At 60.0% G+C, this 21,053-nt stretch carries 18 protein-coding genes and 2 pseudogenes; 13 read left to right on the top strand and 7 right to left on the bottom strand.

Annotation, left to right across the window (positions count from 1 at the left end):
* Positions 1-92: 92 nt before the first annotated feature.
* Entirely contained in the window at positions 93-251 is a 159-nt protein-coding gene (locus NKI85_RS24565; RefSeq protein WP_352778438.1) for a hypothetical protein, read from the bottom strand.
* Between the two features lie 331 nt (positions 252-582).
* On the opposite strand from NKI85_RS24565, the gene NKI85_RS24560 reads away from it, so the two are divergent.
* The 4 genes from NKI85_RS24560 to NKI85_RS24545 are packed head-to-tail and all read left to right on the top strand — an operon-like array spanning position 583 to position 3,709.
* Entirely contained in the window at positions 583-1,011 is a 429-nt protein-coding gene (locus NKI85_RS24560; protein ID WP_352526882.1) for a YidH family protein, read from the top strand.
* A 5-nt stretch (positions 1,012-1,016) separates the two neighbouring features.
* The gene (locus NKI85_RS24555; RefSeq protein ID WP_352526883.1) at positions 1,017-2,138 is read left to right on the top strand and encodes a sulfite oxidase; all 1,122 of its coding nucleotides are present in this window, start codon (positions 1,017-1,019) and stop codon (positions 2,136-2,138) included.
* Positions 2,125-3,552 carry a mercuric reductase gene (locus NKI85_RS24550; protein ID WP_352526884.1) on the top strand — a complete coding sequence of 476 codons (1,428 nt, stop codon included), beginning with the start codon at positions 2,125-2,127 and terminating at the stop codon, positions 3,550-3,552. Before NKI85_RS24555 ends, NKI85_RS24550 begins: the two co-directional genes overlap by 14 nt.
* Positions 3,536-3,709: a hypothetical protein gene (locus NKI85_RS24545; protein WP_352526885.1), complete on the top strand. Its 174-nt coding sequence runs from the start codon at positions 3,536-3,538 to the stop codon at positions 3,707-3,709. The genes NKI85_RS24550 and NKI85_RS24545 overlap by 17 nt, the downstream gene beginning before the upstream one ends.
* A 156-nt stretch (positions 3,710-3,865) precedes the next feature.
* Here NKI85_RS24545 and hemA read toward each other — a convergent pair whose 3' ends face one another.
* The 3 genes from hemA to NKI85_RS24530 all read right to left on the bottom strand — a co-directional run bounded on the left by hemA (position 3,866) and on the right by NKI85_RS24530 (position 7,754).
* Complete coding sequence (gene hemA / locus NKI85_RS24540) at positions 3,866-5,077, bottom strand: 5-aminolevulinate synthase (protein WP_352526948.1); 1,212 nt, start codon at positions 5,075-5,077, stop codon at positions 3,866-3,868.
* Positions 5,078-5,426: 349 nt separating this feature from the next.
* Positions 5,427-6,164 (bottom strand): MIP/aquaporin family protein, encoded by a 738-nt coding sequence (locus NKI85_RS24535; RefSeq protein ID WP_352526886.1) that lies wholly within the window; start codon positions 6,162-6,164, stop codon positions 5,427-5,429.
* A 117-nt stretch (positions 6,165-6,281) separates the two neighbouring features.
* The gene (locus NKI85_RS24530; RefSeq protein WP_352778435.1) at positions 6,282-7,754 is read right to left on the bottom strand and encodes a catalase; all 1,473 of its coding nucleotides are present in this window, start codon (positions 7,752-7,754) and stop codon (positions 6,282-6,284) included.
* Between the two features lie 320 nt (positions 7,755-8,074).
* On the opposite strand from NKI85_RS24530, the gene NKI85_RS24525 reads away from it, so the two are divergent.
* The 8 genes from NKI85_RS24525 (at position 8,075) to NKI85_RS24490 (ending at position 15,878) form a co-directional block, all read left to right on the top strand.
* The gene (locus NKI85_RS24525; protein WP_352778433.1) at positions 8,075-8,752 is read left to right on the top strand and encodes an HD domain-containing protein; all 678 of its coding nucleotides are present in this window, start codon (positions 8,075-8,077) and stop codon (positions 8,750-8,752) included.
* Between the two features lie 313 nt (positions 8,753-9,065).
* Positions 9,066-10,505, top strand: a complete 1,440-nt coding sequence (locus NKI85_RS24520) for a PAS domain-containing sensor histidine kinase (protein WP_352526889.1) — start codon at positions 9,066-9,068, stop codon at positions 10,503-10,505.
* A complete protein-coding gene (locus NKI85_RS24515; protein ID WP_352526890.1) occupies positions 10,502-11,170 on the top strand; it encodes a response regulator transcription factor in 669 nt (222 codons plus the stop codon). Before NKI85_RS24520 ends, NKI85_RS24515 begins: the two co-directional genes overlap by 4 nt.
* 132 nt (positions 11,171-11,302) lie before the next feature.
* Complete coding sequence (locus NKI85_RS24510; RefSeq protein ID WP_352526891.1) at positions 11,303-11,668, top strand: response regulator transcription factor; 366 nt, start codon at positions 11,303-11,305, stop codon at positions 11,666-11,668.
* Positions 11,669-11,864: 196 nt separating this feature from the next.
* On the top strand, positions 11,865-12,755 hold the full coding sequence (gene rpoH, locus NKI85_RS24505; protein WP_352778430.1) for an RNA polymerase sigma factor RpoH: 891 nt from the start codon (positions 11,865-11,867) through the stop codon (positions 12,753-12,755).
* A 251-nt stretch (positions 12,756-13,006) separates the two neighbouring features.
* On the top strand, positions 13,007-14,209 hold the full coding sequence (gene fdhA, locus NKI85_RS24500) for a formaldehyde dehydrogenase, glutathione-independent (RefSeq protein ID WP_352778428.1): 1,203 nt from the start codon (positions 13,007-13,009) through the stop codon (positions 14,207-14,209).
* A gap of 735 nt (positions 14,210-14,944) precedes the next feature.
* Positions 14,945-15,316 carry a hypothetical protein gene (locus tag NKI85_RS24495; RefSeq protein ID WP_352778426.1) on the top strand — a complete coding sequence of 124 codons (372 nt, stop codon included), beginning with the start codon at positions 14,945-14,947 and terminating at the stop codon, positions 15,314-15,316.
* 265 nt (positions 15,317-15,581) lie between these two features.
* The gene (locus NKI85_RS24490) at positions 15,582-15,878 is read left to right on the top strand and encodes a hypothetical protein (protein ID WP_352526894.1); all 297 of its coding nucleotides are present in this window, start codon (positions 15,582-15,584) and stop codon (positions 15,876-15,878) included.
* Between the two features lie 491 nt (positions 15,879-16,369).
* Here the strand turns inward: NKI85_RS24490 and NKI85_RS24485 are convergent, their stop codons facing one another.
* Together NKI85_RS24485 and NKI85_RS24480 are read right to left on the bottom strand one after the other, a co-directional pair.
* Positions 16,370-17,818 (bottom strand): efflux transporter outer membrane subunit, encoded by a 1,449-nt coding sequence (locus NKI85_RS24485; protein WP_352778423.1) that lies wholly within the window; start codon positions 17,816-17,818, stop codon positions 16,370-16,372.
* A 105-nt stretch (positions 17,819-17,923) separates the two neighbouring features.
* Entirely contained in the window at positions 17,924-19,444 is a 1,521-nt protein-coding gene (locus NKI85_RS24480; protein ID WP_352778455.1) for a DHA2 family efflux MFS transporter permease subunit, read from the bottom strand.
* Positions 19,445-19,488: 44 nt separating this feature from the next.
* On the opposite strand from NKI85_RS24480, the pseudogene NKI85_RS24475 reads away from it, so the two are divergent.
* Positions 19,489-19,684 (top strand): annotated as a pseudogene (locus NKI85_RS24475) (HlyD family secretion protein); the annotation flags it as partial.
* A 92-nt stretch (positions 19,685-19,776) separates the two neighbouring features.
* Here the strand turns inward: NKI85_RS24475 and NKI85_RS24470 are convergent.
* A pseudogene (locus tag NKI85_RS24470) lies at positions 19,777-20,787 on the bottom strand (HlyD family secretion protein); the annotation flags it as partial.
* Positions 20,788-21,053 lie beyond the last annotated feature (266 nt).

Raw genomic sequence — 21,053 nt, 5'->3', positions numbered from 1 at the left:
ATCGCCTCCCTCAGCGCCTAACCGAAGCGATTCCAACTGCAGCGCTCCGCTGACAGGCTCGTTGTCGCCGTGCATCGGGAAAACTAACACATTCATAGAGACAGGCAATCAGCAAGCCAGGCGATAGCTGCTTGTTGATCTGCCTGGACGAGCATGCGGATATGCCGGCTGATCCGTGCCCGGTCAGTGCAGAGGGTGCTCACCTCTTCGGGGCGTCTTCCCTTGCCGAGCACCAGGCCTTTCGCAGCCATCAGTCTTCACACAGTTGGTGGACGGCAACCGATTGACGGGGTGTTGCCCGATCGTCGGCAGGATCCCCGCCTGTCACGGCCCCCTGGGAATCGAAGCGGTCGTATCGGCATCGGCAATAGGCTGGTGCACGCCGCCTCTTGGGCGCGCGGGTCGAAACGGCGACCCATCTCTCGAGAGTCGGGAATCTAAAGCGGCCGCTTAAGACGCAAAATCGGCACGATGAGAGCAATGGAGCCCAAGTCATTTCCGGTATGCGGAGTACATTGCCAGGAGCGGCGCGTCCTGCCCCGATGACCTGCGACGCGTGCCTGCGAATCGTCTGGAGGCGAAATGGATATCACGTCGAAGCCTGTGACTGACCTGCGGGTTTATCTCGCGCAAGAGCGAACGTTTCTCGCCTGGATTCGCACCGGCATCGCTTTGATGGGTTTCGGGCTCGTGGTGGCGCATTTCGAGCTGTTTGCCGACCAGCCCCACATCACACAATCCGCGTCGGGCGTGGCCCCGCACGGGCCCTCACTTTGGTTCGGAACGGCGCTTGTCGCGATCGGCGCAGTCGTGAATCTCTTCGCATGGCGTTATGTTCGATTGGTTGATGAAATGAGCAGCGGTCAATTCGCGAACCGCTCCCTCTCCAGGCAAGGCGTGATTGTGGCTCTGTTCCTGGCGTTGCTTGGCATGGCCATGACGATTCACCTGACTTTGGCTCAGGGCTGCCGCCGGAAGCACTGCACGCCTGATCAGCAGTCTATAAGGTGACGATAATGGACGGTTCAAAAAAGCATTACGTCGACAATACGGGTCTGTCCTTTTCGGCCGGTCTCACAATCCGACAAAAGGACCCAAAGAATCTGGAGGCTCCCTTCGATAGGATCGACTCGTACCTCACCCCGACGGAGCTGTTCTACATACGAAGTCATTTTCCGACACCAGCCCTGGACGGCGCCTCTTATCAACTACGCGTCGATGGTGCTGTCAGGCATCCATTCACATTGAGCTACGACGAGTTGCGAAGCATGCCATGCGAGACCCGGATCGCGACTTTGGAATGCGCGGGCAATAGCCGGGTCTTTCTCGTCCCGCAGGTGCAAGGAGCACAATGGGAACTCGGTGCGGTCAGCAATGCCGAATGGACCGGTGTGCCCCTGCGAGCATTGCTGGAGCGTGCCGGCATGGAGGAAGATGTTTGCGAGATCCTGTTCGAAGGGGCGGATTGCGGAACACCCAAGGAAGAGCCCCTGCCCCCGGATCCGATTTCCTACGCCTGGAGCTTGCCACGAGCCAAAGCAGTTCAACCGGAAGTCCTGATTGCCTACCAGATGAACGGTCGTGATCTGCCGCCGGACCACGGGTATCCGGTGCGCGCAATTGTACCCGGTCATTATGGAATGGCTTCCGTCAAGTGGCTGATGCGCATCCAGGCCGTATGTGAGCCGTTTCACGGTTACTGGCAGACATCGGATTATGCCTACTGGGCTTCGATGGACGGGAAGCCCGTGCGGCGGCCGTTGGGCGAAATGCAGCTCAAGTCCGAGATCGCACGACCGCGTGTTTACGAAACGCTGGTCCCGAACCGGATCTACACAATTTCCGGTGCTGCATGGACAGGCGAGACCGATGTGGCCGACATCGCAGTGAGCACCGATGGTGGCCGAACCTGGGCCGAGGCGCAGTTCGTGGATCCTGTGCGGCGGCATGCGTGGCGACGTTGGAAATTCGATTGGCTTACACCGAAAAAACCGGGGCAATATACGCTGCTGGCCCGCGCCAGGGACGCGAGCGGCGTGTTCCAACCCAACGAGCACGACCGGAACTACGGTGTCTACGTGATCAATCACCCTCTCCCGATTGAAGTATTCGTGGACGATTCTGATGAGCAGTCTTGAGCGCTTCCAGAATGTCGTGTTGGGCGGTGGAGAGGCCGGCAAGTACATCGCTTGGGAGTTGGCGCGATTGGGGCAACGCGTCGCCGTGGTCGAAAAGGGACTGATCGGTGGTTCATGTCCCAACATTGCCTGCTTGCCCAGCAAGAACGTGATTCATAGCGCGAAGGTTGTGGAACTCGTTCGCCATGCCGAAACTTTCGGATTGCACATTGGTCCCTGGACCTTGGACATGGCCGGCGTGCAACAACGCAAGCGTGAATTGGTCGATGGCTTGATCGCGATCCACAAGGCGCGGTTTGCGGCTGACGGCCTCGAATTCATTCTCGGCGAGGGTCGTTTCGTTGCGCCCAGGACTATCGAAGTCCGGCAGACGCAGGGTGGGATACGGCATCTTGAGGGCGAGCGCGTCTTTCTTGATCTCGGCACGCGCGCAGCCGTCCCCGATATTCCCGGGCTGGCCGACGCTGCTCCGCTGACTCACGTCGAGGCGCTTGATCTCGATCGGCTTCCCGCGCATCTGATCGTGCTCGGCGGCGGCTATGTCGGCCTCGAGATGGCGCAGGCTTTTCGGCGCTTCGGCAGCCGAGTAACCGTGATTGAACAAGCCCCGCAGCTCATCGCCCGAGAGGACCCCGACGTCGCCGATTCCGTCCGCGGAATTTTTGCGGATGACGGCATTGACGTGGTGCTGAATGCTGCGATCGAGGCCGTAAACGGTCGATCTGGTGTCCAAGTAAAAGTTCGGCTGCGCACGCCGGCCGGCGAACGAGAGATCGATGGAAGCGATCTGCTCGTCGCCGCAGGACGCACGCCTAATACGCGCGCCATCGGTCTCGAGAGCGCTGGAGTCGAATTGGACCTGCGGGGCTACGTCAAGGTGAACGAACGCCTGGAGACTACGGCGCCCGCGGTTTGGGCGATGGGCGAGTGTGCCGGGAGCCCGCAATTCACCCATGTGGCATTCGACGATTTCCGGGTCGTGCGCGGCAATCTGGCGGGAGGTTCGCGGACGACTCGCGATCGACTGATCCCCTACTGCATGTTCATCGATCCCGAACTGGGGCGGGTTGGGTTCGGCGAGGCAGAGGCGAAGCGCCGCGGGATTGCAATCCGAGTGGCGCGCCTCTCCATGAACTCGGTTCTTCGAGCCCGGACCACCGGCGAGACGCGTGGTTTCATGAAGGCGCTCATCGACGCGCATAGCGATCGCATTCTTGGCTTCACGATGCTCGGCGCCGGCGCCGGAGAGGTTATCGCAGCCGTGCAGAGCGCCATGCTGGCCGGCCTTGCGTACACTGGACTACGCGATGCAATTTTGACTCACCCGACGATGGCCGAAGGCCTCAGTGTCCTGTTGGCCGGCGTTCCGGCCATGCAGGAAGTGTCCGGAAAATTGCATGGAGAACGCCAATGATGGCCATGAAGCCCTGCGCTTCGAAAAGTATGGACAGCCTTCGGCCTTCTCGCTGCAGGAGTCTCCTGGTGTCATACGAACTGGCCGCAAGCGGCGCTGGACGCAGCCACTGACAAGGGCCGCGGCCGGATTTGTTAGTTATCTCGCGACGCGCTGATCCACATCAGCCGGCGCCTTGATGCGTTCCGAGATCATATGGCGCTCCTTCTCGGCCAGGACGGCATAAAGGTGCGGCATGAACGGGTTGACGTCAGCGCCGAGTTCGCACTTTGGTTCCCCAGCTACTGCGCGCTCCAGTGGCGGATTCCGGAGCTCATGCCGCGCGTTTGAGCTGGAGCTCCGACCAGATTGCCGAGAGCGCCTGTACCAGATGGTCGATATCCTGTGCGGTATGCAGCGGTGACGGCGTGATGCGCAGCCGCTCGGTGCCGCGCGGCACCGTCGGATAGTTGATCGGCTGCACGTAGATTCCGTAGTCGCTGAGCAGAACGTCGCTGACTTGCTTGCACAGCACGGGGTCGCCGACCATCAGCGGGACAATATGGCTGGGATTGGTCATGTGGGGCAATCCAGCCGCGTCCAATCGCTTGCGAAGCGAAGCGACCACCGCCTGATGTTGCTGGCGCTCGCTGTCGCTCGTCTTCAAATGCCGGATGCTCGCGAGCGCAGCCGCCGCGACCGACGGGGGCAGCGCGCTGGTGAAGATAAAGCCCGACGAGAAGCTCCGCACGAAATCGCACAGCGCTGTGCTGCCGGTGATATAGCCGCCCACCACACCGAAACCCTTGGCAAGCGTCGCCTCGATCACAGTCAGACGATGGCTGAGCCCTTCGCGTTCGGCGATCCCGCCGCCGCGCGGACCATAGAGCCCGACGGCATGGACCTCGTCGAGATAGGTCATGGCGCCGTGCGCGTCCGCGACATCACAGAGTTCCGCGATCGGGGCGATATCGCCGTCCATCGAATAGACCGACTCGAACGCCACCAGCTTCGGCCGTCCGGGATCCAACGCCGCCAGCTTGCGGTTCAAATCCTCCGGATCGTTGTGGCGCCAGATCCGCTTTTCCACCCGGCTGTGCCGGATGCCCTCGATCATCGAGGCATGATTGCTCTCGTCTGAGAGGACGACGCAGCCCGGCAGTCGGGACGAAAGCGTACTGAGCACCGCCCAGTTCGACACGTAGCCGGAGGTAAACAGCAGGGCCGCTTCCTTGGCGTGCAGATCAGCCAATTCCCGCTCCAGCAACACATGGTAGTGGCTGGTTCCCGAGATGTTGCGGGTGCCGCCGGCGCCAGCGCCGCACCGGTCGACCGCTTCGTGCATCGCCGCCAGCACGGACGGATGCTGCCCCATCCCGAGATAGTCGTTTGAGCACCAGACCGTCACCGTCGACTGGACCTGGCCGTTGAAACGGGTCGCGCGCGGGAAATTCCCCGCGTGGCGTTCGAGATCGCAGAACACCCGGTAGTTGCCCTCCATATGGAGATCATGCAGTTGCTGCCGGAAGAAGCCCTCGTAGTTCATTGTTCCGTCCGGGAGATGCGACGGAACGTTCGGTTTGGCACTCAGATAGTCGGGTGGTGAACCGCCGAGCGCGTGGTTGACCGGACAGTGCGACGGGTCGATTGCGTGACCCGGCACGGCCCAGGTGACGTGCTCAGGCGGGGACGACGGCCGGTTGGCCGGAACGAGAGTCTTCGGGGTCATGGGTGCCTCCGTCTTTGGCTGGCTGGCTTTCGATCTGCTTATCGCTTCTCTTGCGCACGCATCGAAGGCAGCCTGCAAATCGCCCCCCAGATGTCTGCAAGTGGCACGTTCCGGAGTTGCAAGCGCACGCCCCGAAGCGATGGGTTAGCGATGAGTGCCGGCACGGTCACTCGGCCGGCGTCGGCGCCCGCGCCCCGGGCGTCGCCGGCTCGTGTGCGAGCCGAGCCAAGCCGGTATGCACGATGGCGGCAATGATGGCGCCGACGATCGGGGCTATCATATAAAGCCAGGCGTCATTGAAATTGCCCGTCGCGACCATTGGGCCCAGTGCCCGTGCCGGGTTGAACGGGGCGCCCGTGAGGGCCCCACCCATGATGATGTTGAGGGTCAGGGTCATGCCGATCGCCAGCGGCGCGAGGTTGCCGGCGCGGCCCGCGACCGCCGTTGCTAACACGACCGTGACCAGGAAAAAGGCGAGCACCGCCTCGATCACGAAGCCGGCGGAGGGCGTGACCGTCAGGGTCGTGGCGCCCAGAGCGAGGTCGTGCGCGAGCGAAGGTGTGCCGAGGCCGGTCGACGCACCGCCCAGCACAGCCCGCAACAGGAGCGCCCCGATGATACCGCCAACCAACTGGCTGACAATGTAGCCGACAGCCTCGCCGGTGCGCATTGCTCCGGCGAGGAGCACGCCTACAGTGACGGCGGGGTTAAAATGGCCCCCCGACACCGGTCCGTAGGCGAAAGCGAAGGCCATGATGGCCAGGCCGTGGGCGAAGGCAATCGCGGCGATGCCGGGAAGGCCGACACCACTGCCGACCACGGCCGCGGCGCCGGCTCCAATGAAGACGAACGAGAAGGTGCCGATGAACTCCGCAAGGAGCTTGGGTGCAACATGGTTGGACATGGTTGATCTCCGGAGACGAGCGTGCAGTGCTCGCATTGGCGTGCGGCGCTCGCATTAAGTTGTCTGGGGGAGCCGGCGGCACGGGAGGAGCGCGCCGGCCGGCAAAGCGAGCGGGCGTTACTCGGCGGCCATCGTCTGCTGGTTGAAAGGCACGCCCACCGCCTTCGCAACGCCGGCGCCGTATGCGGGATCGGCTTTGGCACAGTTGGCAATATGGCGCTGTTTGACCTCAAGGCGCGCGTCGCCCATGGCGCGGGCGGTGTTCTCGAACAGAAGCCGCTGCTGCTCGGGGCTCATCTTCCTGAACAGGTTGCCGGGTTGCTCATAGTGGTCGTCATCGACACGATGGTCCCAATAGGTCGCGCTACCCTCGATCGGCAGCGGTGGGTCGATCAGCGCCAGGTTGCGGTCGATCCAGGTGCTCTTGCTGTTGGGCCAATATGTCGGTGTCGCACCAAGGTTGCCGTCAGTCCGCATCGCGCCATCGCGGTGATAGCTTTGGAACGGACACTTCGGTGCATTTACAGGGATGTGGTTGAAATTGACGCCCAGCCGGTATCGCTGGGTATCGCCGTAGGAGAAGAGCCGGCCCTGGAGCATCTTGTCCGGCGAGAAGCCGATGCCGGGAACGATGTTGGCCGGCGAGAATGCCGCCTGCTCTATTTCCGCGAAGAAATTATCGGGATAGCGGTTGAGCTCCATCACACCGACCTCCATCAGCGGATAGTCGGCCTTCGGCCAAACCTTGGTCAAGTCGAACGGATTGTGCTTGTGGGTCCGGGCCTGCTCCTCGCTCATCACCTGGATCGACAACGTCCATCGCGGAAAATTGCCGCTGTCGATGGCGTTGAGCAGATCGCGTCCGTGGCTCTCGCGATCGTTCGCGACCAGCGCGGCCGCCTCCTCGTCGGTGAGGTTCTCGATGCCCTGCTGCGAGCGGAAGTGGAATTTGACCCAGCTGCGTTCATTGGCGGCGTTGATCATCGAGAAGGTGTGGCTGCCGAAGAGATGCATGTGGCGGAAGCTTCGCGGAATGCCACGGTCGGACATCACAACGGTCACCTGGTGCAGCGCTTCCGGCAGGAGCGACCAGAAATCCCAGTTGTTGTCCGCCGAGCGCAGACCGGTGCGCGGATCGCGCTTGATCGCGTGGTTCAGGTCCGAAAAGCGCAGCGGGTCGCGAAAGAAGAAGACGGGCGTATTGTTCCCGACGATGTCCCAATTGCCCTCCTCCGTATAGAATTTCATGGCGGTACCGCGGATATCGCGCTCGGCATCCGCCGCGCCACGCTCGCCCGCTACCGTCGAGAAGCGGACCAGCATCGGCGTCTGCTTGCCGACCTCGGAGAATATCTTCGCCTTGGTGTAGCGGGAGATATCCTTGGTGACGGTGAAGGTGCCATGGGCGCCCCAACCCTTTGCATGCATGCGGCGTTCGGGAATCACCTCACGGTCGAAATGTGCCAGCTTCTCGATCAGCCAGATGTCCTGGAGCAGCGCCGGCCCCCTCGGTCCCGCCGTCTGGATGTTGGTGTTGTCCACCACGGGCGAACCAGTGGCATGGGTCATAGGCGGGACGCGGTCGGTCATAAATAATCTCCTGTGAGACATCGGATGTGAGACATCGAAATCCAGCAACGCGACCGCCTGCGGCAGCGTCACCCTTGTTCTCCCAGCATCGTCCTCAACCGAAGTGTATTGGCCACAACACCGGGACCAAAAGGCTAGTCTATGGAGTTGGAAATGACTTTAGCCCTGTTGCTGCGATTGTCGCGGTTTTGCGTCAACCGCATGTCGCGAGCGCAATCTTGCAACAAGTCCGACAATGGCCGACGAGCCGTTCCAGTGCGCCAAGCCTACAAAGCAGACGGCACAGCGCGCGCCGATCCTTACCGGCCTTAGGAGACCCCATGAGCCCGACCAAGACCCAACTGCATCCCAAGCGGGACCTGAATGACATTGCCGCCGTCAGAATTCCCGACAGCAAGCTTGCGCGCGAGATTACGGAGATCGTCCGCGACACCGAGTCCGAGTTGCTCTTCAATCACTCGAGCCGGGTCTACCTGTTCGGCGCGTTGGCGGGCGAACATCGCGGCCTGAAATTCGACCCGGAGTTGCTCTATATGGGGGCGATGTTCCACGACATGGGCCTGACCAAAGTCCACAGCAGCGCCGACGAACGCTTCGAGGTCGACGGCGCCAATGCGGCGCGGGATTTCCTGAAGCGGCACGGGATCACACAGACCGACATCGAGACGGTGTGGACAGCGATCGCGCTGCACACGACGCCCGGCATTCCGAAACACATGCATCCGGTCGTCGCGCTGGTGACGGCGGGCGTCGAGATGGACGTCCTTGGCCTGTCCTACCGAGAATACTCCGACGCCGAGCGCGAGGCGATCGTGAACGCGTTCCCGCGCACGCCGCATTTCAAGGAAGACATCATCCAGGCCTTTTATGACGGCATCAAGCACAAGCCGGATACCACATTCGGCAACGTCAAGGCCGACGTTCTCGCGGACAAGGACCCGCATTTCCAGCGCGGGAACTTCTGCAGCGTGATCCGCGGATCGCACTGGCAAGGCTGATCGGCATCCTCCCCGAGTTCATTTCTTATCGGTGAGGTCAAGCGCATGGCTTGCGCCGGGCGCATCTCGAAGCCATGCCCGAGCAAACCGAAACCAATCACGTCGGTGATCGCGTGGAAGCTTGCGGGTCGCTCAATCTCTCGAGATGGCTCTCGGCGAGGTGTTGCTGCGACAATGGTGCAATCGGACGCCGACGACCGCAATTTCGAACAAGCAAAAAAGGATCTCGTTGCTTACGTTGAACTTTGAGACCGGGTGACACGGAGAGTCGATCAGCAGCGCAAGCGTCGACCAGAAACTGAGCAGAGACCTTATGCGGCATAGACTATCTCCGCGAGCATCCGGCAATTCGCGGCTGCTGGCGCCCCTGGCCATCCTCCTGGCCGCCGGGATATTCGCTGTCGATACGATCGATCAATTTTCTGGGGATGTCTCGGTCCTCTATGTGGTCGTTCCTCTGCTCGGAGCAGGTGCCTTGCGCAGGCGTGGCATTGTCTTGTCCTCACTCGCCTGTATAGCGCTCACCTTATTGAGCTTCTGGCTCGTTCACGGGATCGACGCCAGTGGGGGCGCACTCAGCCGCTGCCTCATGAGCATCGCGGCCATTGCCATTACCACCCTTCTTGTCCTTAAAAACCAGGCGACCTCGACGGATTTATCCGAAAAGGCCCAACTGCTCGATTTGACGCATGACGCAATTTTCGTACGCGGCATGGACGATCTGGTCACCTATTGGAATCGTGGCGCCGAGGCCATTTATGGCTGGTCTGCGGAATACGCAGCCGGAAAGTCCACCCACCAGCTCTTGCGGACGGTCTTTCCAGCTAGCCTGTGTGAAATCAATCAGGAGTTGCTGAGGTCCGACCGATGGGAAGGCGAACTCGTGCACACGAAGCAGGATGGATCCGCCATTGTCGTTTCCAGCCGCTGGTCGCTGAAGAAGGATGCCGATGGCAAACCGCTGGCGGTTCTCGAAACGAATACGGACATATCACAGCGCAGGCAGGCCGAAGTCGAAGTCCTGAAGGCACAGGCCGACCTCGCCCATGTGACACGCCTCACCACATTGGGTGAACTGACGGCCTCGATCGCGCACGAGGTGAACCAGCCGCTTGCTGGCATCGTTTTGAACGGCGAGGCGTGCCTGCGGTGGGTCGATCGGGACAAGCCCGATTTGGATGAGGTCCGCAGCGCGGTCAGGCGGAGTATCGCCGACGCTCAGCGCGCCAGCGATATCGTCCGTCGAATTCGGTCGCTGGCCAAGAAGGGCGACATCGAAATGTCTCTTGTCGACCTGAACGACATCGTCAACGAATCCCTCGTGCTGGTGCGGCGTGAGCTCATTACAAATCGCATCGCCCTGAAACTGAACCTGGCCAATCGGCCGATGCCTGCACTTGGCGACCGAATCCAGCTTCAACAACTCCTGATCAATCTCCTGATCAACGGGATTCAGGCAATGACCTCCAGCGACAACGACTTACGCGAGATTATCGTTACGACATCGATCGATGAATCGAACCAAGCGAATGTCAGGGTCCAGGATTCGGGACCGGGCATTGATCCCGGCAGTGCGCAGCAGTTGTTCAAGGCCTTCTTTACCACCAAGGCGAACGGAATAGGTATGGGGCTATCGATCTGCCGGTCAATCGTCGAGGCACATGGAGGCCGTGTATGGGTCGTCCCCAATCCGGGCCGCGGCGCGATACTCCAATTTTCCCTGCCACGCGTCGAAAAGGATGCCGAGTCATGACCCGAGGCCCCGGCCTTGCCTCCCAGCAACAGGGCAACAACGGCATCGTGCCTCCGACTGTCCTGGTTGTGGAAGACGATGCGTTGTTGCGCGAAGCCTTAAGCAGCCTCTTCCGATCTGTTGGTATGCGTTGCCAGCTTTTCGGTTCTGCTCCCGAGTTGCTGAACAGCCAGCTTCCCGATGGTCCAAGCTGCCTTGTGCTCGATATCCGGCTGCCGGAGGTGAGCGGGCTCGACTTTCAAACGCAGTTGGGCAAGGCAGGCATTCACCTTCCGATTATTTTCATGACTGGTCATGGCGACATTCCTATGTCTGTGAGAGCCATGAAAGCCGGCGCGGTAGATTTCCTCACCAAGCCCTTCCGAGATCAGGATATTCTGGATGCCGTCAACGGCGCTCTCGATCGCGACAGGCAACGACGAGAGAGAGACCGGGCGCTGTCGGAGCTCCAGACCCTTTTGCGCACCCTCACTCCCCGGGAGCGCGAGGTGATGGCGTTTGTCGCGACTGGATTGATGAACAAGCAAATCGCTGGCGAGCTGCAGCTCAGCGAAATCACCGTGAAAATCCACCGGGGTCGTCTGATGAAAAAAATGGGCGCCAGAACGTTAGCCGACTTGGTGAGAATGGCGGCCGCCCTTAGGATAACTGCTCCCAAGAAATAGGTTTGTCACACTTCTGTATAACTTTCTCTTTCACGGCCAAAGGCGCAATATATCGCCTAGAAACAGTCGTTGAAACAGCAATGCTCGGATCATCGGCGAGTACTAAGGAACAGTCCATTGATCCGAAATACGATGATCTCGATCATCGATGACGATGAATCCGTTCGATTTGCAACTGCGGGCCTCGCTAGATCGCTAGGCCTCATCGCAACTGCATTCGAGTCGGCGGAGGATTTTCTGAGATCATCCATCCTGGAAGATACGTCATGCTTGATCTGCGATATCCAGATGCCCGGAATGACGGGAATAGAATTGCAAGACCATTTGATCGCACATGGCTATCAGATACCGATCATTTTGATCACCGCCTTCCCCGAAGAACGTGTCCGGAAGCGTGCTCAGGAAACGGGCGCCATCGGCTTCTTTGGCAAGCCGTTCGATAGCCAGGCCTTGATCAGGTGTATCGATTCGGCACTTGGAAAACCTAGTTCGCGCTAAAAGCAGAGACCGCGTGCGCAGCGAACAAATGCGCCTCATCAATACTACCCAATCAATCGTGAATGCCAAAGTACGCGTTCGGTCGTCGAGCGAACAGAACTCCAAACAACTGCCGCATCAAGCAGTGAGACGAATATAAAGCGCCTATGGTGTCAATAGATAACGGATCTCGTGCGGAATAAGCCAGGAGTACTTCATGCAACGCGCAGCAACAACAATCTTGACAGGCGAAGGCGGGCTTAGCCGCTATCTCGAAAAGATCAAACATCTCCCGATGCTGACGCCAGAGCAGGAACAAGCACTGGCGAAACGCTGGCGCGAGCACAACGACCCGGAGGCCGCTCACCAACTGGTGGTGTCGCATCTTCGCCTCGTTGCCAAGGTTGCGATGCGTTACCGCGGGTATGGATTGCCGATCTCGGAGGTAATATCAGAGGGCAGCATCGGCCTGATCAAGGCGGTCGATCGCTTCGAACCGGAGCGCGGCCTTCGTCTAGCGACCTATGCGATGTGGTGGATCAAGGCGTCTATTCGGGAATATGTCCTGCGCTCCTGGTCATTGGTGAAGATGGGCACGACACCCAATCAAAAGAAGCTGTTCTTCAATTTGCGGCGTCTCAAGGCTCGCATCTCGGCGCTTAACGATGGTGACCTGCATCCAGATCAGGTGGAACTGATCGCATCCAGTCTTGGCGTGACCGAGCAGGAAGTTGTCTACATGAACAGCCGCATGGGCGGGGACGCGTCGCTCAACTCCCCCCTGCGAGGTCAGGCCGAAGGCGAATGGCAGGATTTGCTGATCGAGGGCGAGGACAACCAGGAGTACAAGCTCGTTCAGGTCGAGGAGGACTCCAGCCGGCATAGGGCGCTGATCGACTCGCTTGGCGTGCTCAACGCACGCGAGCGGCGCATCCTTGAAGCGCGTCGGCTTGCAGATAACCCGAGGAGTTTGGCAGATCTCTCCAGCGAATTCGGCATTTCGCGCGAGCGGGTGCGCCAGATTGAGATGCGCGCCTTCGAAAAATTGCAAAATGCAGTGAAGGTCGTCTATGCGAAGCGTGCCGAAACCCGGGCGCTGTCAGCGTGAAATAGGTGGACGATAGTACCAATGACAGGAGGGGGGAGCGGGTCGGCTGCGTACCCTCTCGTGCCAAAGGGAGAGGCGCCTGTATTTCCTGCTCTCGGCTTACGAAAGAGGCGTCGGCTCGATGCTGTGGTTCCCTAGCCCGCGAATCCGAGAAAGCCGCAAGGGCAAGCAACACCGGGCAATTTCTGCACAGCAATTCCGTCCCCTGTGTGTGACCCTGCCACGACAATCTGAGTGCGCAGGAGTTCGACATGGCCACCAATCGCGGAGTCGCGTATCTCGAACCCGGCAGGGTCGAAGTCCGGAAGATCGATTTTCCAACTTTCCGCAATCCAGCAGGGAAGGAGATCGATCACGGTGTCATTCTCAAGGTCGTTTCGACCAACATCTGTGGCTCCGACCAGCACATGGTCCGCGGCCGCACCACCGCGCCGGCCGGCATGGTGCTGGGCCATGAGATCACCGGCATGGTGATCGAGAAAGGCCGCGACGTCGAGTATCTCGAGGTCGGCGATCTAGTGTCGGTCCCGTTCAACGTGGCGTGCGGACGCTGCCGCACCTGCCGCGAGGGCGACACCGGGGTCTGCCTTCACGTCAATTCCGATCGCGCCGGCGGCGCATACGGATATGTCGACATGGGCGGATGGATCGGTGGGCAGGCCGAGTACGTCATGGTGCCCTATGCCGATTTCAACCTGCTGAAGTTTCCGGACAAGGCACAGGCGATGGAAAAGATCCGCGACCTAACCTGCCTGTCCGATATTCTGCCCACGGGTTTCCACGGTGCAATCACCGCCAAGGTCGGTGTCGGGTCGACCGTGTACGTCGCTGGGGCGGGGCCGGTCGGGCTGGCGGCCGCCGCAGCCGCGCGCATCCTCGGCGCCGCTGTCGTGCTGATCGGTGACATGAACCAGGAGCGGCTCGCGCACGCCAAGAAGGTCGGCTTCGAGCCGATCGACCTCTCCAGACACGATCGGCTGGGCGAACTCGTCGCTGATGTCCTCGGCGTCCCGGAGGTCGATAGCGCCATCGACTGCGTCGGGTTCGAGGCCAAGGGGTACAGCGGCGATGGCCATGTCGTCGAAGCGCCTGCTGTCGTGCTGAATAGCCTCATGGAGGTCACCCGCCCGGCCGGCGCCATCGGCATCCCCGGACTGTATGTGACTGAAGATCCTGGAGCAAAGGAGAAGGCAGCCAAGCTTGGCAATCTCAGCCTTCGCCTGGGTCTCGGCTGGGCAAAATCCCACAGCCTCCACACCGGACAGACTCCGGTCATCAAGTACAATCGACAGCTCATGCAGGCGATCTTGTGGGACAGGCTGCCGATCGCCGACATCGTCAATGTCAAGGTGATTACCCTCGACCAGGCGCCGGAGGGCTATAAGTCCTTCGACGCCGGCATCGCGAACAAGTTTGTCATCGACCCGCACGGGGAAATCGCAAAGGTAGCTTGAGCACGGAAACCGCGTCGATGATCGACAAGCTCGCAACGAGCCAATGCGATGGCCCGCATACCGCTCGCGCCAACGCACAATGCCCACGAGTATTGACTGAGAGAAGCTGAGCGCCGCACCCGACGAGTGGCGATTTTGTGAGACCTGACCTGCGATCCACCGCCAAGCCGCAGTGTTCCTCGCCGCAAGCGCTTATGTTTCCAACCTCCTGGTGCACCGGTCGTGCAACATCGGCGAATGAAGCAATGATCAGCTACGTGGACGCTTGCATCGAGGCGTGCTGCCGTCCCACGTGATGCTCGGCGCCTGAGAAGGGCATAGCCGCCGAGATGCCCAGCAGCCAGCGCCGCCATGCATCCACTCATCGAAATCTGAATGATGAATGCCGCGCTGGCTCGCCGGATGCCCGAACGCGGCGCTGCAGAGGCATGGCCGTCCGTCACACACTGCAATCACGGAACGTCTTGGGCCGCTCATAAGCTACTGCGTTCGTGTCGGGTGATCCGTTGCGAGACGTCGGCTCCTGCTCTGGAGCAAAATCCCTTGCGGCCGAGATCTATGATCGCAGCATGCCGTAGGGCGCATCTGCCGGTGCCGCCATGCAATCAACAAGAAACAAATGTAATTACAAGATATACGTATATCAAATAAGTGTATTATACCGAGAAATACCTCCTGTATCTACATCAGTGTGGCTTTCAAGACCCAAGAAAGCCGAAACCATAGGAGTGTATTATGAAAAGATCAACGACAATATTGGCGACGATCGCCCTGGGCGCAATGCTGGCAACAGGCACAGCGACCGTCTCGATGGCACGCGGCGGCGGCGGTGGCGGCGGTCATGGCGGCGGAGGCCACGGCGGTGGCTTTGGCGGGGGCGGCCATGCCGCAAGCATGGGCGGTGGCGACTTTGGCGGTAACCGCGGCGGAGGCTTTGGCGGCCATAGCGCAAGCATCGGCAGGGACATCCATGTCAGCGGCAGTCATGTCGGCGGTCATGGGTTCAGAAGGGGCCGCGGTTACGGCAGTGACTTCTATGGCGACGGCTACTGCGGTTACCCCTACCCGTATCATGAATATCAAAGGCTTTTCCCATACTGCCCGTGATTACCGCAGCCTCATCGAATCTGGCCTCCACAGCGGGTGGAGGCCGGATCCGAGTCTCGAAAAGGTCTTGCTTGCACGCCTGCCGAACTGTGACTTTGACCTGGATTTAGAACGCATCATCGGCGCCGCGAAGCACTCAACAAATCATGTGTATAGTTAGAGATATATATGTATCAACCAAACGTACTATTCAGATACAGATATTTTTCTCTATATAAATATCGCTTTCAACAATTTCGGAAGTATCAACCTCTGGGAGTGTATTGTGAAAAAATCAGCAACAATTCTGGCGACGTTCATTTTGGGTGCAATGCTGGCGACCGGCTCGGCTACGGTCTCCATGGCGGCACGCGGCGGTGGTGATGGCCATGCGAAGGACTTTAGCGATATCGGCATTGGCAACCGCCAGCCGAAACACCCGCACCGCAAGGTCTTTTTTAGTGATCCGGCATATAACTACCAGTCTTGGTGGAACTACGATACCGATGCTGCTTACTGCTCGTTTGATGCTGTAAACTCAAGCTACTACGGAGCCAACGGAATGTGGCACTCTTGCCCATGATCCAATCCGATTAGAGTGGTTTGGCTGGACCTTTGTACTCGCGAATGCCAATGCATGGCGCTGAGGCTCTCGCAGCGAGCGACTTTGTTATCGGCGTCTTGCGCTACGCTGACATGGCCAATTCCGTGACCTAAAACAGCACGTCGAGAAAGGACAGACCTGGTGAGCTCGGCCAACGGATCAGTGACGTCCCGACGTCGATTGCGCAACTCGGCCGACCGGGGCAAAAGCTCGGCCAAGGGATCCCGCGGGGCAGCTCTGAGGGACCTTTAGCCAAACACATCATCCTGTTCTCACCACGACTGTTGTGTACCGCAAGGGAATCATACGCCGAGCTTTAAGTCTTTGTTTCACCGGATGATCGTCGATTCCAAGCTAAATTCACCAAAGATCGGCGTCGAGATTTTATCGCTATCAACTCGTGATGAGATATATGAAGTGACATTTCGCCGGCTTCCAGCACCTGCGCGTCGCAACAAGGATCGACATGGTCATGTCGGCTTTGTTGCTCTCGAACGTTCTTGAGCGCTGACCGATGGTCCGGGCGGCGCGCTCGGGTATGTCAATTCCCACCCGCCACCGAGCGCTTTGTACAGTTGGACGAGATTGATCGAGATGTTGGTCGTGCTCTGCGCATGATCCTGTTCGGCCTGAAGCAGTATACGTGCGGTGTCGAGCACGGTGGTGAACTCGGTGACGCCGTCATTGTAGCGGTCACGGGCCAGCGACAAGGCTTGCCGCAGATGCTGAACCTGCATGGCCAACCGGGCGCTACGCTGCCGTTCTGTCCGGTAGGCGACGAGGGCATTTACAACCTCGTGCCAGGCTTCCAGCACCGTCCTGTGATAGGCGATCGCCGCCTCCACCTGTTGCGCCTTACGAAGCTGCAACGTCGCCTTCAGCCGGCCGCCCTCGAAGATTGGTATCGAAATGCTCGGCCCGACACTGGTTGGGATCGCGTGGGCCGTCAATTGGCTCGCGACCTTGAGGGCGTCGAAGCCTGCCGACCCATTCAATTGGATGGATGGATAGAACTCGGCGATCGCCACTCCGATGTCGGCGGTGGCTGCGTGAAGCTGGGCTTCCGCGGCGCGGATATCCGGGCGCCGCCGCGCCAGCTCGGAGGGAATGCCGATCGGAACCCGGGCAGGCCTCGGCACCACTTGTTTCCCGGTGGCGAGTTCCCCGCGCAGCGCATCCGGAGGCAGGTCGAACAGAAAGCTCAACGCGTTGATCTGCTGTGCTTCCTGCTGTTCCAGGCTGGGCAACTGGGCACGAACGGCTTCGACCTGCGCTGCGGCGTTCTCGACGTCGAGACTGGTCGTCAAGCCCTTCTGCTGACGCGTTTGCGTCAGCTGTAAAATGTCCCGCTCGATTTTCAGATTGTCATTGGTAATCCTGATCAAGGTCTGCGTCCCTCGCAGCTGGATATAGTCGCGTGCGGTTTCGGCGAGGCTCGAGAGCAGCGCGTCGCGCCGCTGTTCCTCCGAAGACTGAACTTGCGCATCCGCCGCTTCGACCTGACGGCGGACATGCCCCCAAAGATCGAGCTCCCATGATGCATCGAAACCGCTGGTAAACAGGTCGGTGGGCTTTGCGGAAGAAATGGTGCTATTCGACGAACCAAGGAGACCGTCGATCAGGCTGCCTTTGACACTCACGTCGCTAAGATTTTGACGTTGGTATCTAGCGCTGCCATTCAGGGCAGGCAGTTGAGCGGAGGCCACGGCACCGCGCTGAAAACGGCTTTCTGCGAGCCGGACGGTCGCAGTTTTCACATCGAGGTTGGCGTCGGCGAGGCGCCGCACGAGCGACGTAAGGGTCGCGTCGTGAAAAGCCTGCCACCAAGCAGGGTCGACGGGCTCGTGAACTACCGCACTGGATCCTGCGGAACTCGCCGGGGCAGCTGCCGAACCATTCGTAAACCAGCGCTTCGGCAACGCCGTATCCGGCTGGACGAAACTCCGGCCCCACAGTGCAAGCTGCCAGCGCAAACATTCCTGAAATCGCTGCAACAGTGCGGAATTTATAGCCCATGATCAACCCTAGTGGCTGGCGCCCACGCCACCGGCAGCCTTCTTGCCGGATAGCAGGAAGCAGAAGGGGACGGCGAGGAAGGCGACGAAGGAGAAGAGCAGAAAGACGTCAGAATAGGCGAGAACGGCAACTTGCGTCCGGAAGGCCTGGTAGACCTCTCCAACCGCCAATCCATGGACCGACCCGGCGGCATGCCCGGCCACCGTCAACGCACGTTCGTATTGAGCCACCAGCGCATTGTAGGGTTGATGGAAGGGCGAGGCCCATTCCGATAGATAGGACTGCCGGATCTGGCTCCGCTCCGTGACGAGCGACGTTGCGACGGAAATCCCTATCGACCCGGACACGTTGCGGACCATCGAAAAGAGGGCAGCTCCGTCGCCGCTCAGTTCGCGCGGCAAGGTGAGATAGGTGGTCGTACTGATGGGCACGAACAGAAACGCGAGCGCGGCCGCCTGCCAGCTGCGCATCAGCACGAGCGTCGGGAAATCGATGTTCGGCGCCAGATGGCTCGAGAAGAAGAGCGCGCATCCCATAATGAAAAAACCGGCGGCGACGACGAACCGCGTCTGGACGATCGTCATAAGACGCCCAACCAATGGAATGAGGAGGATGACGATGATGCCGCCCGGAGAAAGAATGAGCCCCGCCCAGGTTGCGGTGTAGCCGAGAACCCGCTGCGCGAGCTGCGGAATCACGACGGCGCTGGCGTAGAGGATTGCCCCCATCGCCGCGATCATTGCGCAGCCGGCGGCGAAATTCCTGTCCTTGAACACGTCGAGATTGACGATCGGTTTCTTGGCCATCAGCAGCCAGCCGATCGCGCCCGCGATCCCCAGGAAGGCGAGAAGCGCCATGAACACGATGAAGGACGAACCGAACCAATCGTCGTCTGTGCCACGGTCCATCATGATCTGCAGGGATCCGAGACCAAGCGTGATGAGCGACAGGCCAATGTAGTCGAGCCCGCGGCTCTTCTTGTCTTTCACCCACGGGGGATCTTGGACGAGAATCGAATTCAAAATAACTGCGAGGATGCCGACAGGTACATTGATAAAGAAGATCCAGCGCCAGGTCGACTGATCGGTGATGATGCCGCCGAGCGTCGGACCGAGGACCGGGGCGACGACCGTAGCGATCGCCGTGACGCCGAATGCGGCCGCGCGCCTGGCCGGCGGGAACGTATCCAGGATGATCGACTGCTGGTTCGGTTGCAGGCCGCCGCCGAAGAAACCCTGCAGCAACCGGAAGACGATCAGTTCGCCCAGACTCGTCGACGTTCCGCATAGGAACGAGAAGACCGTGAACATGGTGATGCAGATCAGGAAATAACGTTTGCGCCCGAAAAGATCGCTCAGCCAGCCAGAAATGGTCAGCACGATTCCGTTTGCCACCAGGTAGGAGGTAAGCGCCCAGGTCGCCTCGTCATTGCTCGCCGACAGACTGCCGGCGATGTGCGGCAAGGCAACATTGACGATCGTCGTATCGAGGACTTCCATGAAGGCGGCAAGGGTCACCGAAACCGCGATGAGCCAGGGATTATAGCGGGGCTTCCAGGCCGCGCTGGTTCGACCTGCATGGCCATGTCGACAGTATCCAGATGGGGTCCGGGTCGCAAGTTCACCGCCTTCCCACCCGAAAACGCCACCGGCAATTTCGTAAAGATCGTTCAACGCGTGCCGGTCAAGATCGTCATCGACAGCGGGCTCGATCCCAAGTTTCCGCTGCCGCTCGGGATATCGGTGGTTCCGACGGTGTCGGTTCGATGAGCATCACTCCAGCCGAGGCCGGGCCGCAGACCATCAAGCTGGTTTTGCTTGAAGTTGGCTGTGATCCACACGTCCGGTGAAACGATTGAGAAAATCTGCTGCCCGGGCGTGACGTAGTTGCCCATCTCCACGTTGCGCCGGGTTATCCAGCCATCGTGCGGCGCCGTCACGACCGTCCAGGAGAGGTTGAGCGCTGCTTGATCAAGCTGCGCTTGAGCCTGCTCGACTTGCCCGTTCAGTTGTTCGACCTGCGCATCGCTCTGGCCGATGTGCTGCTCGACCGGTGAACTCAGCTGAACCTGGGCTTCGGCCTGCATAGCTTGCGCTTTGCTTTGGCGCAGCGCGGCCAACGCGGCGTCGACCTCCTGTTGCGTTGTCGCGGCTTTCGGCAGAGTGCTCTGTCGGTCATAGTCGGCCTGGGCCTTGGTCAGATTGGCCTGTGCCGTCAGCAATTGAGCCTGGGCCTGTTGGAACAGAGCGGGGAAATTCTTGCGGGCGATTTCGGCCATAAGCCGCTGCCCCGCAGCTTGCGCCTTGGCGCTGTCGAGGGCTCCCAGCGCCCGATTCCGCTCGCTCGTGTAGGAGCGCGGATCGATATGGATCAGCGGATCACCTTTGTGGACATATTGGTTGTCGGTCACGTCCAGCGACACGACGAGGCCCGAAACCTGCGGCGCGATGGAGACAGCCCGCCCATCGGTATAGGCGTTATCCGTGCTCACCAAGTTGAGGTTCGTATACCAGTAGTAGAACCCGCCGAGGACAAGAACAGCCAGGACAACGAAACCGATGATGAAGACGGCAGGCTTGCGCCCTCGGTGTCCTGTGTCTGAACCGCCTGGTCCGCGCGTGTCCTGCTCACTTTCGACAGCCGCCTCAGGCTTCTCCTCAGTGGGCAGCAGGCCACCAGGCACTTGCTGGTCGGATTCGCCTTCACCAGGGCGGCTATCGGCGGTTATGGAGATAGTGCGATTCGGAACGCGAGCATCGGTGACAAGCGATTTTGTGCCTGCCGCGCTCTCGCGGATAGGCGCGCTTGCCGTCAGCACCTTGGACTCGTCATTGGCCTGGGGGAGTGGACTGATCCTGGCCGTTTGGGACATCGGGCGCCTCTTTCATGCGAACTGCCTTGAGACGTTTTCCCGATGTCGTCGCTTTCGCCTGGCGACCGCAGACAGGCTCTCGGCAGAAGCCGGATTGCCATTCTTGAATCAGCGGTCACGAGCTAGGGCTGAGGATCAATCCGTTATTCGGGCAATTTGGCTGTCTCTCTTTCTACTTACGTTAAAGAGCCGGAGACCATGCGATCCATCCCACAAAGGTATAGGAGAATGAAGTAGAAGTCTGAAAGGCTCATACGTTGGTTTGT

Source organism: Mesorhizobium sp. M0571 (assembly GCF_040320985.1).
GTDB lineage: Bacteria > Pseudomonadota > Alphaproteobacteria > Rhizobiales > Rhizobiaceae > Mesorhizobium.
The sequence above is the reverse complement of the archived record's forward strand: the minus strand, read 5'-3'. Positions and strand labels throughout refer to the sequence as shown.